Origin of the sequence: Alteromonas australica (assembly GCF_000730385.1) — a bacterium.
Lineage (GTDB): Bacteria > Pseudomonadota > Gammaproteobacteria > Enterobacterales > Alteromonadaceae > Alteromonas > Alteromonas australica.
Window position 1 is genome coordinate 1,588,438 of record NZ_CP008849.1, and the last position, 16,709, is coordinate 1,605,146.

Genomic DNA, 16,709 nt, shown 5'->3' on the forward strand with positions numbered 1-16,709 from the left:
TGTAAAGTGGTCGAGTTTTTCTTTAGGAATGTAGCATAAAATGTCCATGGAACTGAGATCGCCGTTTGCAAAAGCGTTATTAGTGTTAGCTTGCCTTGTTGTTTTAATGGCAGGCATTAAAGCTGCCAGCACTATTATGGTGCCGTTTTTTCTTTCTATTTTTATTGCTATTGCATGTAGCCCTATTATCCATTGGACAAGCCGCTTTAGGGTACCAAAGTGGTTATCGATAACATTAGTAATACTCTTAATTGTGGTTTTTGGATTCTTACTCGCCGGTTTAGTTGGACAGTCGCTAACCGAGTTTAGAGAGAATTTACCGCAATATCGTACGCAACTCGATTCTGAGTTTTCTTGGATAGTAGAAAAATTAGCGCAATATAATATTCACATTAATAGAGAGCTGATTGCATCCCATCTAGACCCAGCCACTGCAATGTCGGTAGCTACAAATTTTATCAGTGGTATGGGAGGCGTGCTTTCCAACCTCTTCCTTATTCTATTAACAGTGATTTTTATGCTTTTTGAAGCAGACAGCATTCCTCGACGTTTGCACATCGCTCTTGCCGACCCAGATATGAAACTACAGCATATCGACAGGTTTATACGCTCTGTGAATAGCTACTTGGCTATCAAGACAGTGGTTAGCTTAGGGACAGGGCTTATTATCGGCATTACGTTGTATGCAATGAATATTGATCACTTTATGCTGTGGGCTGTTCTTGCGTTCATGCTTAACTTTATTCCTAACATCGGTTCTATTATTGCCGCACTACCAGCGGTACTTATTGCTTTTGTGCAATACGGCTTGGCGTCTGCTGGTTTCGTAGCATTAGCGTTTGTGCTGGTTAATACCATCATGGGCAATATGGTAGAGCCTCGTCTCATGGGAAGAGGTATGGGCTTGTCTACCTTAGTGGTATTTCTTTCCTTAATCTTTTGGGGATGGTTGCTGGGCACGGTGGGAATGTTGCTTTCGGTACCGCTTACCATGGTGGTAAAAATTGCACTGGAGTCGCGAGATGAAACAAAATGGCTAGCGGTTTTACTTTCTAGCGAAGGCGAGAAAACTACGCCTGCTTAGTGAATAGGAAACTTCATTATAATTCTAGCTCCACCTAGTGGCGCATCATCAATAATGAGTTTTCCTTCGTAAGCGGATATTAAATCGTTAACTAACGCCATCCCTATACCTTGACCTTCTGTATAGGTATCAAGGCGTGCCCCGCGCTCCAACAATGTTTGCTTTTGTTCCGGCGCTATCCCTGGGCCATCATCATCTACGGTGATAGAAAGCCAGTTTTCATCGCGAGCGACAGTCACCAAAATACTGTTTTTCGCAGCTTTACACCCGTTATCGATAAGGTTGCCACACATCTCGAGCAAATCAGTTTCATCCCCTCTAAACCGTGATTGTTCTTCAATATCTAGCGTAATCGATATTTGCTTGTCTCTGTGTACTTTATCCATTGCATTGGCCACTTTTTGCAGTACAGGTTCAATGAGAATCGATGTTTGCCAACCCGTGGCGCCAGCCCCCGCGCGCTTTAATTGTCGCTGAATAATACGGTCGATTTGCCCTAGTGATTCACTCGCTTCCTCTGGCAGGCGAGGGGTACCTAAAGCTACCGCTAACGGAGTTTTTAAGCTGTGAGCTAAATCGCCTAAGCTATTTTTGTACTTTACCCGTTGCGCGGCTTCAGAATGTAATAATTCGTTGATGCTGGCTTTTAGCGAAGTGAATTCCTTAGGATAACGGTTATTTAGCTTCTGCTGCTTGCCTTGCGATGTCAGTGATATTTCATCAATAAGGGATCGTACCGGGCTCAAAATGAGGTTGATACCTATCACAATAAAAACAAGAAGGACTAAGGCCAACATTGCTAACCACTGCCATACAGTGGACATGAAGGTGCCACGCTCTTCTGAGAAGTGTGATTTGTCATTGAAAATATAGAAATGAACAGGCTCAAAATCAGCGCTAGAGGCGAATTCAGCGGTGAAAGCATACGCAAAGTAGTCACCTTGAGTATCGAAATGCGTAGAATAATGCTCGACAAAAGCCTCATTCCCAACTTGGGTGATTAAATCGGGAGGCGATAGGGTATATTCCAACGCGGATGCCGACTGCCAAATTACTTGATCACGGAATACGATAAGCCCAAGATATCCTGAACCTGGTAGGTTCAGTTGCTCTTCGTATAAAATTTCCGGCATGTAGGGTACATCGCCATCTAACTCGAAAGCCGAAAGTAAACCCAAATTCATGAGCCTTAGCTCACTCATTTTCGCTTGGGTTAAGCTATCGGTATAGGCTTCGTCGAGGACAAATACGCTGACAGGGGTAAAAATAGCGAGGATACTGACGGCAAAAAGAAGGCTACGAAGCTTAAGAGAAAGTTGCCTCATAGGTTTCTATTAATCCGATAACCTCGCCCCCGTAAGGTGTCTATGGGCTTTAACACACCTGAAGGATCTATTTTTTTGCGTAGGCGACCTATGAAAACTTCAATTACATTGCTATCTAAATCAAAGTCTTGATCGTAGATGTGTTCTGTCAGTTCCGTTTTCGACACCACCTTCTGCGGGTTAAGCATTAGATATTCCATGACTTTGTATTCATAGGCGGTTAAATCTAGCGGCGCATCGTCTACTCTAATTTCTTCTGCCACAGTGTCTAGCGCAACAGGCCCAAACTGAACAACGGGGTTTGCTTGGCCAGATGCCCGGCGAATTAGGGCTTTAGTCCTGGCCAGTAGCTCTTCATTATGAAAAGGTTTGGTGAGGTAATCGTCGGCGCCAGCATCGAGGCCTTCTACTTTCTCTTGCCATCTATCTCTTGCTGTAAGAATAAGCACTGGGCAGGATACATCTGCCTGTCTGGCCTTTCGAATTACATCAAACCCGTCTAATTTTGGAAGGCCGATGTCAATAATGGCCAAATCGTAAGGGAATTCGTTAAGTTGATAGAGGGCGTGTTCACCGTTATCTGCTAAATCTACGCTATATCCATTTTGTTGGAGTAATGTGTCGAGTTGCGTCAACAAGCGACTGTCGTCTTCGGCAATTAGAATTCTCATTAGTGTTCGCTACTTCCTTTTTGAGAGTCTTTTACTCTACCTGAGCGTTTATCTACATCTACGGACACAACGCGCCCAGATTTTTTTAACATTTTTACACGGTAATTTCTTGAGGTTTGATCAACCCTTAACACACGGCCTTTTTCAACTTGCTTTGCACGTTCTACCGCTTGGCTCTTACTCAGGTCTTTTTCCTTTTCTTGAGCCGCAGCTGTACCTACCGACAATACGCCAGCAACCACTAGTAAAATAGCCTTTGATTTAAGCAATTTGAACATAAAACCTCTCAAAACCCATGTCACTGCTTACTTACCCTAACCATATTAATGATACCAGCTGAATGAACGCTGAATCTTGTATGCTTAGTCTACTCTCAGCCTAATGAAGTGTATATAAAACAGAGCCTCGCACAACTAAACTTTACAACAATAATCATTTAATTGACGAGGGTAGATTAATCGAAATAGAGAAAGTTGTTTAAAACCTGTCCAATCTCAGGCGATACCCGCCAAACTTTATGACTGTCCAATTTAAGTCGTTGCGTCACAAGCTTGGCCTCACCGTGAAAAATTTTCTGGGCGTAGGGAAAATAGGCGCGTTGGGTTGAGGGAGTCGCTTTTAGACAGCGTACTTTTGACTGTCCAATCTGTTTCAATCCGCTTCTTTGACTGTCCAATCCGCATACAAATTAGCTGTTATCCACATTTTTAATGGTTTTGGGGCTTTTTCTCATGGTGTTACAGCAGTTGGCTTAGGCTATGCATTCGTTAGGTATAGGTGGAGCAAAGCGAGTGACTTGCTTAACATTTAGTTGATTTAGAAAGGAGTAGGTATGACGACGGACATGAAAAAAGAAATGTGGGAAGCCATGGCGAGCAGTCCTAATGTTATGGTGAGCTTAGTGGGTAAATATCAGCATGCAGAGCCAATGCGAGCACAACTTGATAAGCACGCTAACGGTGAATTTTGGTTCTATACCAGAAAAGATAACCGTATCGCTGAAGGCGGGGAGGCCATGGTTCATTTTTCTTCCAAAGGCCATGACGTCTTCGCTTGCATTCGCGGCGTATTGGTGAGGGAATTACGACCTGAAATTATTGATAAGTATTGGTCTAACCCGGTTGAAGCTTGGTACGACGAAGGCAAAAATGACCCTAATCTGCGTATGCTAAGGTTTGAGTTAGTAGACGCTGAAATATGGCATGCAGATCCGAGTTTGAAGGGCATGTTTAAAATGATGACGGGGAAAACATTGAATGGCGACGAAATGGGCGAGCACGACAAAGTTTCGCTATAAGTCACAGCAATGAATCTGAATGACGTGTTACAAATGTAGCGGTGATGAAAGTACCGAAAGTGTAAAAGCAGGCAGGTGCAAGGATAATACTTGCACCTGTTTAATCGCTGCTAAGGTAAAACTTTTTTGTAAGGCTTAACCACAACACTCTCATATACGCCAGCGGCAACATATGGGTCGTCATTAGCCCAAGACTGGGCGTCTTCCAAGCTTCCAAATTCGGCTACAACAAGCGACCCGGTAAACCCAGCAGGGCCGGGATCTGGGCTATCTATGGCAGGAAAAGGGCCAGCCAGTATTAAACGGCCTTCATTTTTTAATTGATGCAATCGCTCTAGGTGCGCCGGACGAGCTTGAAGTCGTTTATCCAAGCTGCCTTCAACATCAGTAGCACATATCATGTACAACATTTAATTACCCTTTTACTGTTGCCGCTTTCATAGCTTGAACAAAGCTACCCAGACTCGCTAACATTGCGTCCGTATCGTCCAAATTCGCGGCGATGATATTAACCGTAGCAGAACCCGAAATAGCCCCTGCAGCGCCAGCTTCAATTGCAGATTTTACTTGCTCTGGGGTTGAGATGCCAAACCCTAGAAGTGCCGGAGCTGCATTGTGTTTATTCAGCCGCTCAATAAGTTCTGACGCTGGAATATTGGCTGCGGTTTCGGCACCTGTAACGCCAGCTCTTCCCAATAAATAGGTATAACCTTTTGAAAACTCGCCTATCTTTTCCATTGTTTCTTCAGTTGCGTTGGGCGGCGCAATCAGAATTTGTGATATTTCATTCGCCGTTGCTGCGTTCTGGAAAGGTGCGGCCTCTCGGATTGGAACATCGGCAATTAAAATGGAGTCTACGCCGGCTTGGTGGGCCTTCTCGTAAAAGCCATCAATCCCTTGTGCCATAACAAGGTTGCTATATAGCAATAAACCCATCGGGATCGAAGGGTATTTAGCACGCACGCGGCCAAGTAATGCGAAACAATCTGCGACAGTCACTTTATGGCTGAGTGCTCGAATACTGGCGGCCTGTATGGTGGGGCCATCCGCGATAGGATCTGAATAGGGAATACCTAATTCTAGCGCATCTGCTCCAGCCTCAATTAGCTGGCAAATGATGGCTTCGGACGTTGCTAGGTCGGGGTCGCCAATCATAACGAAAGGAACGAAGGCACCTTCATTTTTGTCGTTAAGGCGCGCAAACATTTCTGAATATCTATCCATTATACTTCATCCCCAAGTATATTGATTACATGTGCTAAATCTTTGTCGCCGCGACCAGAAAGGTTGACAACGATAAGGGTTTCTTCTTCGGCTTCATCTGCCATATTAAGAGCATGAGCAAGTGCATGAGACGACTCAAGCGCAGGAATAATTCCTTCTTTACGCGCGAGCAGTTTAAACGCATTGAGGGCTTCTTCATCGGTAGCCGCAACATATTCTGCGCGACCTATTTCTGAAAGATAGGCATGCTGCGGGCCTACCGCTGGGTAGTCTAGCCCGGCTGACACCGAGTAACTTTCTTCAATCTGGCCTTCTTTATCTTGCATGATAAAGGTATAGGCGCCATGCAATATCCCTTTGGTACCTGTCACTATAGTGGCGCCATGTTCTTTTGTGTGAATGCCTTTTCCTGCAGGCTCTACACCCACTAAGCGCACTGAAGGCTCGTCGATGAAATCTGCAAACATGCCTATGGCATTAGAGCCACCACCCACGCAAGCCACAACCGCATCAGGAAGGCGTCCCTCTTTCTCTAGTATTTGTGCACGGGTTTCTTCACCAATCATACGGTGATACTCTCGAACAATAGTAGGAAAAGGGTGAGGTCCAGCAGCGGTGCCCAATAGGTAATGGGCTTTATCATAGTTGGCTGACCAATCTCTCATTGCTTCGTTAACGGCATCTTTCAGTGTGCCTGAGCCCGCGTTTACGGGAATAACTTCGGCACCCATTAAACGCATGCGAAATACATTTGGCGCTTGACGCTCCACGTCTTTCGCGCCCATATATATACGTGCTTTTAAACCTAACAATGCGCAAGCCAGAGCCGTAGCCACACCATGTTGGCCCGCCCCCGTCTCTGCAATTACCTCAGTTTTGCCCATGCGTTTTGTTAATAAGGCTTGCCCAAGTACCTGATTAGTTTTATGAGCACCACCGTGTAGTAAGTCTTCACGCTTTAAATAGAGCTTTACTTTGGGGTTGCTGACGAGGTTTCTGGTCAGTGTCATGGCCGTTGGGCGGCCAGCATAGTCTTTTAGTAACGCAAGAAACTCTTCGTTAAAACTCGGGTCTTCTTTGGCGTCTAAAAACGCTTTTTCTAGCTGATCGAGTGCAGGAATAAGCAATTCGGGCACATACATGCCGCCGAATTCGCCAAATTTGGTATCAAGTTGATTCATGGAATGTCCTGTATTTCGTCTTTAATAGCGGCGACAAATTGTAAAAAGTGCTGCAAGCTTGTCAGCGCACTTTTCGCCTGGGGCGGTTTCTACCCCTGAATTTACATCTAGCATGCCGCAACCTGTTGAAATGGCGTCGGCAACGTTGTCCGGATTAATACCTCCGGCAATAATTAGCTTTTCTTTCTTGTCGATGTTTTGAAGTAACGACCAATCAAACTGTTTGCCCGTGCCGCCCTTGCTATTTCCCACTTGGCAATCAAGTAATATGCGTTCTACGTGGTTGTCATTCAACAAGGTGTAAACGTTATTCGGGATGTTGTCGGATACCCCAACGGCTTGCCAAATAGTGCAGTGGGAAGGCAGTTTGCTGTTAAGTTGTTCACGGTAGTTCGCATCCTCGCTACCATGCAACTGAACCGCGCGTAGCGACAATTGTGTGGCAGTTGCAACCACCTCATCTATGGGTTTATCGACGAACACACCCACATAGTGGCCAGGCACCTCATTGACTATGGCGAGTGCCGTTTCTGGCGTTACGTAGCGAGGAGATTTTTCTGCAAAGATAAGCCCCCCATAGCTCGCCCCGGCGGCAAACGCGTTGTTAGCGTACTCAGGTGTGGTTAACCCACACACTTTCACACCGCCATACACTAGGCCTTTAACGGCGACATTCAGGTCTTTTTCAGCCATGAGTGCACTGCCCACCAAGAAACCCTGGCATAAGGGTGATAAACGCAATACATCTTGGTGGGTATAAATGCCTGACTCTGAAATAACCACATAATCATGAGTGGCGCTTTCTAGCAGCGGAACTAAGCGTTCGGTGGTGGCCAAATCAGTAGAAAGGTCGCGTAGGTTACGATTGTTAATGCCAATTATTTTGGCTTCCAGCGCGATGGCGCGAGCCATTTCCTCTTCATTACTCACTTCAGTTAGAATATCTAAGGAAAGGGTGTCTGCTACGGCGGCGAGAGATTGATATTCTTCGTCACTCAAAACGCTCAGCATGAGCAGCACAGCATCTGCATTGTAATAACGTGCAAGATATACCTGATAGGTGTCTACAAAGAAATCTTTATTCAAAACCGGCTGCGTGACACGGGCAGTGACATATTCAAGGTATTCGAATTTACCTTGGAAATATTTCTCATCAGTCAGCACTGAGATACCTGCCGCATATGGGCTATAGGCTTCAAGGATTTCATCTAAATCGAAATGCTCTCGAATAAGCCCCTTTGAAGGTGAGGCTTTTTTACATTCGAAGATGTACCCTGCGTTGGGTTGGCTAAGCGCTGCAAACAAGCTTTTTTGAGAAGGCACGAGTTCATCTTTAAATGAAGAGAGTGGAAACGCGCGTTTTCTTTCTTCTATTTCATGGCGCTTATCGACAACAATTTTTTCTAGCACATTAGGCATTTGTGCTAACCTCCTGACTAATTTTAGCAACCTGGGATAACACATTCAGCGGGCGTCCTGCGTGCATGGCTTCCATGGCCATTTCAGCGCCGTCTTTAAACGTGTTGGCGTGTCCCGTAACCTTAAGTAATGCCCCACAGTTCATTGCAATAGCGGCGCGGTGAGCTTCTTCACCTTCACCGGCAAGGGCAGCCTCAATGTATTTTCTGTTTTCTTCTGGTTCTCCCCCTTCAATGGCCACAAGGGGAAAGGATGGTAGCCCAAAGTCTTCTGCGGTAACGGTAAGCTTACGAATATCACCGTGCTCAAGATCGAAAATAGTAGATTCACCGTGCAAGGCTAACTCGTCTAAACCATCACCATGTACAATCATGGCGCGATGTTGGCCTAGCAGCATAAGGGTTTTTGCGTAAGGTTCAAGCAGTTCCGGTGAGTAAACCCCGAATACACCATGGGTTGGGCGGGCAGGGTTTGCCAATGGACCCAATATGTTAAATAAGGTTCGGGTCTTCAGCGCAGCTCTGACGGGGGCTGCATGGCGCATGCCTGCATGATAAACCGGCGCAAATAGAAATGTGAAATTTGCTTCATCTAAGCATTTTCTAGACGTTTCTGGGGAAATGTCGAGTGCTAAGCCAAACTGTTTAAAGAGATCTGCCGAGCCCGATTTACTCGACACACTTCTATTGCCGTGTTTAGCTACTTTTACACCACAAGAAGCGGCGACGACGCCAGCCGCACTGGAAATATTAATCGTGTTATGGCCGTCTCCACCGGTACCGACAATATCAGCAAAGTCGTATTCTGGCGTAGGGAAGGGCAATGCATTCGCTACCATGGCACTGGCGGCACCCGCAATTTCACCCGGCGATTCACCTTTCATTTTTAAGGCAGTAAGCACTGCTGCAATCATAGATTCACTTTGTTCACCATGCATAATACTGTTGAATAGCGAGTAAGCTTCTGTTTGCGACAGCGATGTTTTTGCTATTAAAGCGTCTAATAGAGTTGTTGCGTTTACCATATGCTTATTCCTGCAACGTTAAATAGTCGATGCTTTGCTTAAGCAACATACTACCTTGCGCGGTTAAAATAGATTCAGGGTGAAATTGAAAGCCAAGCATGCCGTCGGCTTTATTTATCACAGCCATAATAGTCTGCGAACCGTCTTCATCTTCACACGTGGCACAAGCCTCCAGTGCGTCAGGTAGGGTGTGAGCTACCAAAGAGTGATAACGGGCAACGTGTAAGGGGTGTGGCAACTTATTGAACATGGCTGTTTGCGTATGAGAAATGGCCGATGATTTACCATGCATAACATAGCTGGCACGCCCAACTTTTCCACCATAGTATTCCACAATGGCCTGATGGCCTAAACATATGCCAATGACCGGGAAAACGCCAGCCACTTGTTTCAGCAATGCTGGCATGCAACCTGCGTCGCTAGGTGCGCCAGGGCCGGGAGATAGCATTAATAATACGGGGCCTTTGGCTGCCTGCTCTTGCATTTTTGCAAAAATAACCTCTGCGGATACGGTGTTTCTATAAACACTAATCGCCAAGTCTAAGGTACGTAGTTCATCCACTAAGTTGTAGGTAAATGAGTCTACGTTATCAAGTAAGAATAAGGTGGTTTGCGCTTTCATGCTTGTTTCTCCATGGCCAGTGCTGATTGCACCGCACTTATCACCGCCTGGGCTTTTGCGCGAGTTTCGTCCGCTTCGGCTTGCGCTACAGAGTCGTAAACTACGCCAGCGCCAGCTTGAATATAAGCGGTGTTATTTTTGACAAACGCAGAACGTATCACAATGCAGGTATCCATATCGCCTTGGCCGTTGATATAGCCTACCGCGCCACCATAACTGCCTCGTCGCTTTTTCTCAGTCTCACGAATTAGGGTGGCAGCACTTACTTTTGGCGCGCCCACCAGGGTTCCCATGTTCATACAGGCTTGATAGGCGTGTAAGGCGTCTAAATCGTCTCTAAGCTGGCCGACTACCCGTGACACTAAATGCATAACGTGAGAGTAGCGGTCTACTTTTAGTAAATCTTTTACGTAGCGCGTGCCCGGACGGCTGACTTTCGCCACATCATTACGGGCAAGATCCACCAACATAATGTGTTCTGCTTTTTCTTTTTCATCTTCCCGTAAGTTTAACTCTATACGACTGTCCAAATCGTGATTTATGCTGCCGTCTTCCCGCTTACCGCGAGGACGTGTACCCGCAATAGGGTAAATCTCAACTTGGTTAGATTCACTGTCGTACTTTAATGCTGACTCGGGTGACGCGCCAAAAATAGAAAAAGCCTCATCCTGCATATAAAACATGTAAGGGCTTGGATTTTGCACTTTAAGTTGGGCGTATGCGAGAAGAGGAGACGGACAAGGAAGTGAAAAGGTACGTGAAGGAACCACTTGGAAGATATCGCCAGCCAAAATGTGCTGTTTTAAGGCGTGTACATCGTGACAAAATTCAGCGTCTGTTTTGTCTACTGAAACGTCGCAGGCGTCTGGCGCATTGGCGTTTTTGTTAACGAATGACGGCGTGGCTGGCATGGTATGCAGTTGCTGGTGCAAGGACTCTAGTCGTTGTGATACCGCAAAATACTGTCGAGCCACATCTTCGCCACTAAACACACTGCCAATGAGGTGGGTTTCACGAGTTTGATGGTCAACGGTTATCAGGGTTTCAGCTAAGTAAAACACAAAGTCAGGACAATCGTTTTCACCTTCACCAACCGCAGGTAAGTTTTCGAAACCGGCTAACATGTCATACGCAAACACCCCCCCTAAAAACAAAGCATGAGGGTGTTGTCTGATAGGTGTGATGCCGTTAATTACAACTCGCAGCGTATCCATTACGCTTGCTGCTTTTAGTCGGCTATCTTCGTCTAAGGATGCATCAGCGCTTTCACACAATAAGGTTAGCGTTGCGTCATCATTTTCGATACAGGTTAGCCCTTGAGGCAAATGCTGACTAAATAGTGGAAGCACAGATGCTCCGTTGTGGCTCAATGCGCTTACCATTACTCGGTTGCCATGGCACTCCATTCGTAATGCCGCGTCAACCATCAGCAAACTTTGCAAGTTGTCTTTCGACTCAATTTCAGCTGACTCAAGCAATAACGCATTTGGCCGCTCTGCACACAGATGTGAAAACGCGGCAAGCGGGTCATCAATATAGTGACCAACCTGCTCAATCGTCTCCACTTTTCCTGGGACAGTTCCCAGTTCCGCTAAACTCATTTTTGCCACTCTCCAACTGCAAAAGAATAAAAAAAAGGCCCGTTAAAACGGGCCTTTTGTGTTTTTTTTACGCACCAAAGCGCACACCACCCGTTAATCGAGGGAGTGCCACCACCAAGTTGCAAGCTTAATTGCTGTTGTGATTGTCATTTGATGCATGAATAATCTCGTGTTTATGTCGAACTTTTTCAAACTTCGATAGGCATCGAGTTTGTTAATCCGTATACTCTACTATATAGAAGAAAACAATTTGGCCTTTGTGTCAACCCATTATTTGCATAAAAGTTTGAAAGTAGACCCTTGAAAATAGATTTACACAGTCATACAAAATATTCAGACGGACACCTTACCCCTAAAGAATTAGTGCTTAGGGCGCATACCATGCAGGTGGACGTTCTTGCCATAACCGATCATGATACGGTGGGGGGATTAGAAGAAGCACACCTTACCCAGGCATCACAGAAACGGCCCCTGCACATTGTGGATGGTGTTGAAATATCAACCAATTGGCATGGTTTTGATATCCATATTGTTGGTTTAAACGTAGATCGAAAACACAGTGCCTTTTTAGCCAATTTAGCCGGCCAAGCTCAAGTGCGACAAGACCGCGCCGAGCGCATTGCAGAAAAACTCAGCAAATGTGGGTTTGAAGGTGTACTTGAACGTGCGCAATCCCTCGCTGGCGTGGGGCAGGTAACCCGTGCGCATTTTGCCAGAGTGCTGGTGAATAATTATGGTGTTGCATCTATGGAGGCGGCGTTTAAAAAGTATCTGGGTAAAGGGAAGCGCGCCGCGGTTAAGGCCGATTGGCCGTCTATTGAAAGTGCAATTGCTTGGATACATCAAGCAGGTGGGCAAGCCATTTTAGCGCATCCAGCTCATTATGATATGACAGCTAAATGGCTGCGCAGATTGGTCGATTTGTTTGCTACCGCAGGGGGGGACGGCATTGAAACCGCGTTTCCAGGTATAAACAAAAGTAAACAAGAACTTATTAATGAACTCGCCAAAAGCCATGGTTTGTTAGCATCGGCAGGGTCTGATTTTCATTTTCCTTCGCGTTGGACAGAACTTGGCAAAAATTTAGGCATTAATAGCGCACTTACTCCGGTTTGGCACGATTGGCCCTATGTATCTGGGGCCGTAAATCAAAGCACGCCCCTCGCGTAAAGGAGAGCATTAGTATGAGCCAGTTTTTTTATATTCATCCAGAAAATCCACAACAAAGATTACTAAATCAAGCCTGCGAATTGATTCGAGCAGGTGCGGTGGTGGTATATCCAACGGATTCGGGCTATGCCATTGGTTGCCAAATGGAAGACAAGCGGGCTTTAGAGCAGCTTTGCCGAATTCGACAAATTGACAAAGATCATAATTTCACCCTGATGTGTCGAGATATGTCTGAGCTTTCTATTTACGCAAAAGTGGATAACACCGCGTTTAGGCAAATCAAAAACAATACACCGGGGTCGTACACCTTTGTGTTGAAAGCCACCCGTGAAGTCCCTAAACGATTACAAAACCCTAAGCGTAAAACCATTGGATTACGTGTGCCAGACAACGCCATAGCGTTAGCATTGCTTGAAACCTTAGGCGAGCCATTAATGTCTACATCGCTAATTTTACCTGGCAATGAAATGGCTGAGTCAGACCCTGATGTTATACGTGATAATCTTGAAAAGCAGGTGGGCGTTATTATTCACGGCGGATACCTTGGTGAGCAACCAACCACGGTGGTAGACCTATCCGACGATGTACCTGTCATTTTGCGTCGAGGTACTGGAGATACAACCCCATTTGAGTAATCGATGGTGGTTTCAAATACGCTTCATTATGAAGGCATTAACGTGAGGATGAACAGGTGAGCGAAGTAACTACCACTGACGATGCAGTGTCTACCCCTGTTCAGCAACCGCTCCCTTTGGCTTTTATCAATGGCGAAGCCTTAATTGAAAAGCCCGAAGATTTGTTTATTCCTCCCGATGCCCTAGAGGTTATTCTAGATACCTTTGAAGGGCCATTAGACTTACTTTTGTATCTTATTCGGAAGCAAAAATTCGATATAACAAGTTTGCCCGTGGCTGTTGTAACCAAGCAGTACATGGAATATGTCGATGCCATGATGGCGTTAAAGCTTGAGCTCGCCGCTGAATATTTGTTAATGGCGGCAATACTGGCTGAGATAAAATCCCGATTGTTGCTCCCAAAACGAGAAAGTGACAGTGACGAGGAAGAAGACCCACGGGCAGAATTGATTCGCCGTTTAAAAGAATATGAGGTGGTGAAGCAGGCCGCGGAAGATTTAGATGAGCAACCCCGACTAGAGCGGGATATTTTTCTTACACAGGTTGATCTTGATGAGGGGATTGCCCCTGTGAGGGTGGATCCAGAGGTAAGTCTTGCCGAGATCGTCTTGGCATTTAGCGCGGCACTAAAAAGAGCCGCGGCGTTTGAACATCACACTATTGAGAAAGAAGCACTGAGCACGCGAGAGCGAATGTCTATGATTTTGAGCATGGTAAATCGAGACGCATTTACGCCCTTAGACACGTTATTCAGTACTGATGAAGGGAAGGCCGGCGTAGTGGTTTCTTTCCTCGCTATTTTAGAGTTAGTAAAAGAACAACTAATAATTTGTATTCAGGCAGGTCCTTATGCGCGAATTCATGTAAAATTAGGCACGAATGAAAAAGATTAATACCACGCAACTTAAACAATTGGTGGAAGCTGCTATTTTTGTGGCCGATAAACCAATAACAAAACAAGAGCTTAAAGAAACTGTTTTAGCTGGATTTTCCGTAGCTGATAGAACCTTAAGCAAAGTTTTGAACGAGCTTAAGCTCGACTATCAGCCTCGTGGCGTACAACTTGTAGAAGTTAGTAGTGGTTTTCGTTTTCAATCGTTAGATGCGCTTAGCCCCTGGTTAAGCAATTTATGGCAAGAAAACGCGCCGCGTTATTCTCGCGCCATGTTGGAAACATTGGCACTTATCGCCTATCGTCAACCTATTACTCGTGGAGAAATTGAGCAAGTAAGAGGGGTAGCGGTAAGTAGCAATATTATGAAAACACTCACAGAACGAGAATGGGTAACCATTGTTGGGCATAAAGAAGTACCAGGGAGACCTGCGTTATATGCCACAACAAAAACCTTTTTAGATTACTTTTCGTTGACGTCACTTTCTGAACTTCCTAGTGCAGAAGCGTTTGAAACGTTAGCTGATAATTTAGATACCCACTCGTCGCTTAAGGTGTTAAATGAGGCACCGTCTGAAAGCTAGACCGTGCGACCGTAAACAAGCAAACAAAGAGTGAAATAACCCATGACTGAAAAGTTGCAAAAAGTGCTGGCCAACCAAGGGCTAGGCTCGCGACGAGAAATGGAACGTTGGATTGAACAAGGCAGAGTATCTGTAAACGGTACGCTTGCTACATTGGGCGACAGAGTCGACGGGTCTGCGCAAATTCGTGTAGATGGCCACCTTTTATCACGACAAACCGAACAGCCAGTATGCCGTGTGCTTATGTACAATAAGCCAGAAGGTGAACTGTGTAGTCGTCATGACCCCGACGGCAGAGATACTGTCTTCGATCGCCTGCCCGCGATTAGATTGGGGCGTTGGATCACCGTAGGGCGGTTGGATATGAACACCAGTGGTTTGTTACTTTTCACCAATGACGGTGAATTGGCAAACCGTTTAATGCACCCGAAATGCGAAGTTGAACGAGAATACGCTGTACGCGTATTTGGCGACGTCACTAACCAAACCCTTACGACGTTGCAAAAAGGCGTTCAGCTGGAAGATGGCGAAGCTAAGTTTTTGTCTATTACAGGTAAAGTGGCCCCTGTAGGGGCGGAAGACGAAAGCATGAATCGCTGGTTTAACGTTACCTTGAAAGAAGGGCGTAATCGCGAAGTCAGACGTCTTTGGGAATCCCAAGGTGTGCAAGTTAGCCGCTTGATAAGGGTAAAGTACGGGCCTCTAGCGTTACAAAAACGTTTACCTCAAGGGGCGTGGGTTGAACTTGGGCTAGAGGACGTCAATGCTTTAAGAGGCATTGTGCAATTACCGGAAGAAACCCAGTCTATGATTAATGTCCGTCAAAATAAATTAGACCATGTTCGCTTAAGCCGTATGCGCCGCTCTGTTAAAAAGCACAAAGTGCGTAAAGAGCAAAAAGAGCAAGGTGTGAAAAAGCGGGTGGGGCGTAACACCAAACGTTAATTATCCACATTTTTTGGCGGTTTATTGTAAATGATAAACTGCCAAATAGTCTCCTAAGTCATTAATCATCTCGCCTTACCATTCTATAAGACCTTAAAACGCCTTCCCGCGCCTACATCTATGATTACTTCGGGCGATCTCCACCTAGGCTTCATTCGTAGCAAACGCAAGATACGAATATTTTCAGCGACAAGGAGAGATTTATGAAAGACATGCCACAGTTAGGAATGGGAACCTTTCGTTTAGAAGGGGATGAGGCGACTTCAGCGGTAACCTCGGCACTTAAGGTTGGATTTCGTCATGTTGATACTGCGCAATTCTATGATAACGAAGAGAACGTTGGAGACGCCATCAAAACAAGTGGTCTAGCCCGCTCTGAACTTTTCGTAACCACAAAGGTGTGGCACGAAAACTTAGGCAAAAATGCGTTTATTCCAAGTGTTCACGAAAGCTTGGCAAAGCTAAAGTTAGAGTATGTTGATTTACTTTTGATCCATTGGCCTTACCCTGGTGATGACTTAACCATGGAAGACTATTTGGGAAGCTTAAAAGAAGTAAAACAGCTTGGCTTAGCCCGCCATATTGGGGTATCTAACTTTACCATAGGCCAATTAGAGCAGGCTGAACGCATTCTAGGTGAAGGTGAAATTTACACTAACCAAATAGAATTACACCCGTTTATGCAAAATAGACAGGTAGTAGAAGCCTGTAGAGAGAAAGGTATAGGGGTAACGGCCTATATGCCGTTTGCCGTTGGTAAAGTCATGAAAGATGAAACCCTTAAAGCGATAGCGCTGGATCATGATGCTAGTCCAGCTCAAATTGTTTTAGCATGGATGGAAAAGCGAAAAATCTCTGCCATTCCTTCGTCTACTAGTGAATCTCATTTGGCACAAAATGTAGATTATAGCCGTGTGGTTTTAACCGCGGATGATTTAAAGCGTATTGACGATTTGGATAATGGCGATCGCATTGTTAACCCTGATTTTGCGCCCAACTGGGATTAAGGGCTTGTCACCCTTAGCCATGCTTTAT

Annotated in this window: 18 protein-coding genes; 8 read left to right on the forward strand and 10 right to left on the reverse strand. The window is 45.5% G+C overall.

From position 1 onward, the window contains the following. Positions 1 to 40 precede the first annotated feature (40 nt). The gene (locus tag EP13_RS07035) at positions 41 to 1,084 is read left to right on the forward strand and encodes an AI-2E family transporter (RefSeq protein WP_044056678.1); all 1,044 of its coding nucleotides are present in this window, start codon (positions 41 to 43) and stop codon (positions 1,082 to 1,084) included. Here EP13_RS07035 and EP13_RS07040 read toward each other — a convergent pair. From EP13_RS07040 to EP13_RS07050, 3 genes are read right to left on the reverse strand one after another with little or no spacing between them, the layout of a single operon-like run. After that, a complete protein-coding gene (locus tag EP13_RS07040; protein WP_044056679.1) occupies positions 1,081 to 2,409 on the reverse strand; it encodes an ATP-binding protein in 1,329 nt (442 codons plus the stop codon). The two genes, EP13_RS07035 and EP13_RS07040, sit on opposite strands and share 4 nt — an antisense overlap. Then, a complete protein-coding gene (locus tag EP13_RS07045; protein ID WP_044056680.1) occupies positions 2,406 to 3,080 on the reverse strand; it encodes a response regulator transcription factor in 675 nt (224 codons plus the stop codon). The genes EP13_RS07040 and EP13_RS07045 overlap by 4 nt, the downstream gene beginning before the upstream one ends. Continuing rightward, positions 3,080 to 3,358 carry a PepSY domain-containing protein gene (locus EP13_RS07050; protein WP_044056681.1) on the reverse strand — a complete coding sequence of 93 codons (279 nt, stop codon included), beginning with the start codon at positions 3,356 to 3,358 and terminating at the stop codon, positions 3,080 to 3,082. The genes EP13_RS07045 and EP13_RS07050 overlap by 1 nt, the downstream gene beginning before the upstream one ends. A 554-nt stretch (positions 3,359 to 3,912) precedes the next feature. On the opposite strand from EP13_RS07050, the gene EP13_RS07055 reads away from it, so the two are divergent. Next, positions 3,913 to 4,377: a pyridoxamine 5'-phosphate oxidase family protein gene (locus EP13_RS07055; RefSeq protein WP_044056682.1), complete on the forward strand. Its 465-nt coding sequence runs from the start codon at positions 3,913 to 3,915 to the stop codon at positions 4,375 to 4,377. Positions 4,378 to 4,487: 110 nt separating this feature from the next. Here EP13_RS07055 and EP13_RS07060 read toward each other — a convergent pair whose 3' ends face one another. From EP13_RS07060 to EP13_RS07090, 7 genes are read right to left on the reverse strand one after another with little or no spacing between them, the layout of a single operon-like run. Continuing rightward, positions 4,488 to 4,787, reverse strand: a complete 300-nt coding sequence (locus EP13_RS07060) for a YciI family protein (protein ID WP_044056683.1) — start codon at positions 4,785 to 4,787, stop codon at positions 4,488 to 4,490. 4 nt (positions 4,788 to 4,791) lie between these two features. Continuing rightward, complete coding sequence (gene trpA, locus EP13_RS07065) at positions 4,792 to 5,601, reverse strand: tryptophan synthase subunit alpha (protein WP_044056684.1); 810 nt, start codon at positions 5,599 to 5,601, stop codon at positions 4,792 to 4,794. Continuing rightward, the gene (gene trpB, locus EP13_RS07070; protein ID WP_044056685.1) at positions 5,601 to 6,782 is read right to left on the reverse strand and encodes a tryptophan synthase subunit beta; all 1,182 of its coding nucleotides are present in this window, start codon (positions 6,780 to 6,782) and stop codon (positions 5,601 to 5,603) included. The genes trpA and trpB overlap by 1 nt, the downstream gene beginning before the upstream one ends. Positions 6,783 to 6,803: 21 nt before the next feature. Beyond that, complete coding sequence (trpCF, locus tag EP13_RS07075) at positions 6,804 to 8,201, reverse strand: bifunctional indole-3-glycerol-phosphate synthase TrpC/phosphoribosylanthranilate isomerase TrpF (protein ID WP_044056686.1); 1,398 nt, start codon at positions 8,199 to 8,201, stop codon at positions 6,804 to 6,806. Next, positions 8,194 to 9,225 carry an anthranilate phosphoribosyltransferase gene (gene trpD / locus EP13_RS07080; RefSeq protein ID WP_044056687.1) on the reverse strand — a complete coding sequence of 344 codons (1,032 nt, stop codon included), beginning with the start codon at positions 9,223 to 9,225 and terminating at the stop codon, positions 8,194 to 8,196. The genes trpCF and trpD overlap by 8 nt, the downstream gene beginning before the upstream one ends. Before the next feature lie 4 nt (positions 9,226 to 9,229). Next, complete coding sequence (locus tag EP13_RS07085; RefSeq protein WP_044056688.1) at positions 9,230 to 9,847, reverse strand: aminodeoxychorismate/anthranilate synthase component II; 618 nt, start codon at positions 9,845 to 9,847, stop codon at positions 9,230 to 9,232. Beyond that, a complete protein-coding gene (locus EP13_RS07090; protein WP_044056689.1) occupies positions 9,844 to 11,448 on the reverse strand; it encodes an anthranilate synthase component 1 in 1,605 nt (534 codons plus the stop codon). Before EP13_RS07090 ends, EP13_RS07085 begins: the two co-directional genes overlap by 4 nt. Positions 11,449 to 11,748: 300 nt before the next feature. Between EP13_RS07090 and EP13_RS07095 the strand changes: the two genes are divergently transcribed. From EP13_RS07095 to dkgB, 6 genes are all read left to right on the forward strand, one after another. Beyond that, positions 11,749 to 12,618: a PHP domain-containing protein gene (locus tag EP13_RS07095; protein WP_044056690.1), complete on the forward strand. Its 870-nt coding sequence runs from the start codon at positions 11,749 to 11,751 to the stop codon at positions 12,616 to 12,618. A 14-nt stretch (positions 12,619 to 12,632) separates the two neighbouring features. Continuing rightward, on the forward strand, positions 12,633 to 13,253 hold the full coding sequence (locus EP13_RS07100; protein ID WP_044056691.1) for an L-threonylcarbamoyladenylate synthase: 621 nt from the start codon (positions 12,633 to 12,635) through the stop codon (positions 13,251 to 13,253). Between the two features lie 56 nt (positions 13,254 to 13,309). Then, positions 13,310 to 14,146, forward strand: coding sequence for a segregation and condensation protein A (locus EP13_RS07105; RefSeq protein WP_044056692.1), 837 nt, complete (start codon positions 13,310 to 13,312; stop codon positions 14,144 to 14,146). Further along, positions 14,133 to 14,729, forward strand: a complete 597-nt coding sequence (scpB, locus tag EP13_RS07110; RefSeq protein ID WP_044056693.1) for an SMC-Scp complex subunit ScpB — start codon at positions 14,133 to 14,135, stop codon at positions 14,727 to 14,729. Before EP13_RS07105 ends, scpB begins: the two co-directional genes overlap by 14 nt. 42 nt (positions 14,730 to 14,771) lie before the next feature. Continuing rightward, the gene (gene rluB / locus EP13_RS07115; RefSeq protein WP_044056694.1) at positions 14,772 to 15,674 is read left to right on the forward strand and encodes a 23S rRNA pseudouridine(2605) synthase RluB; all 903 of its coding nucleotides are present in this window, start codon (positions 14,772 to 14,774) and stop codon (positions 15,672 to 15,674) included. Between the two features lie 203 nt (positions 15,675 to 15,877). Continuing rightward, positions 15,878 to 16,681 (forward strand): 2,5-didehydrogluconate reductase DkgB, encoded by an 804-nt coding sequence (gene dkgB / locus EP13_RS07120; protein ID WP_044056695.1) that lies wholly within the window; start codon positions 15,878 to 15,880, stop codon positions 16,679 to 16,681. The last annotated feature ends 28 nt before the right edge of the window (positions 16,682 to 16,709 follow it).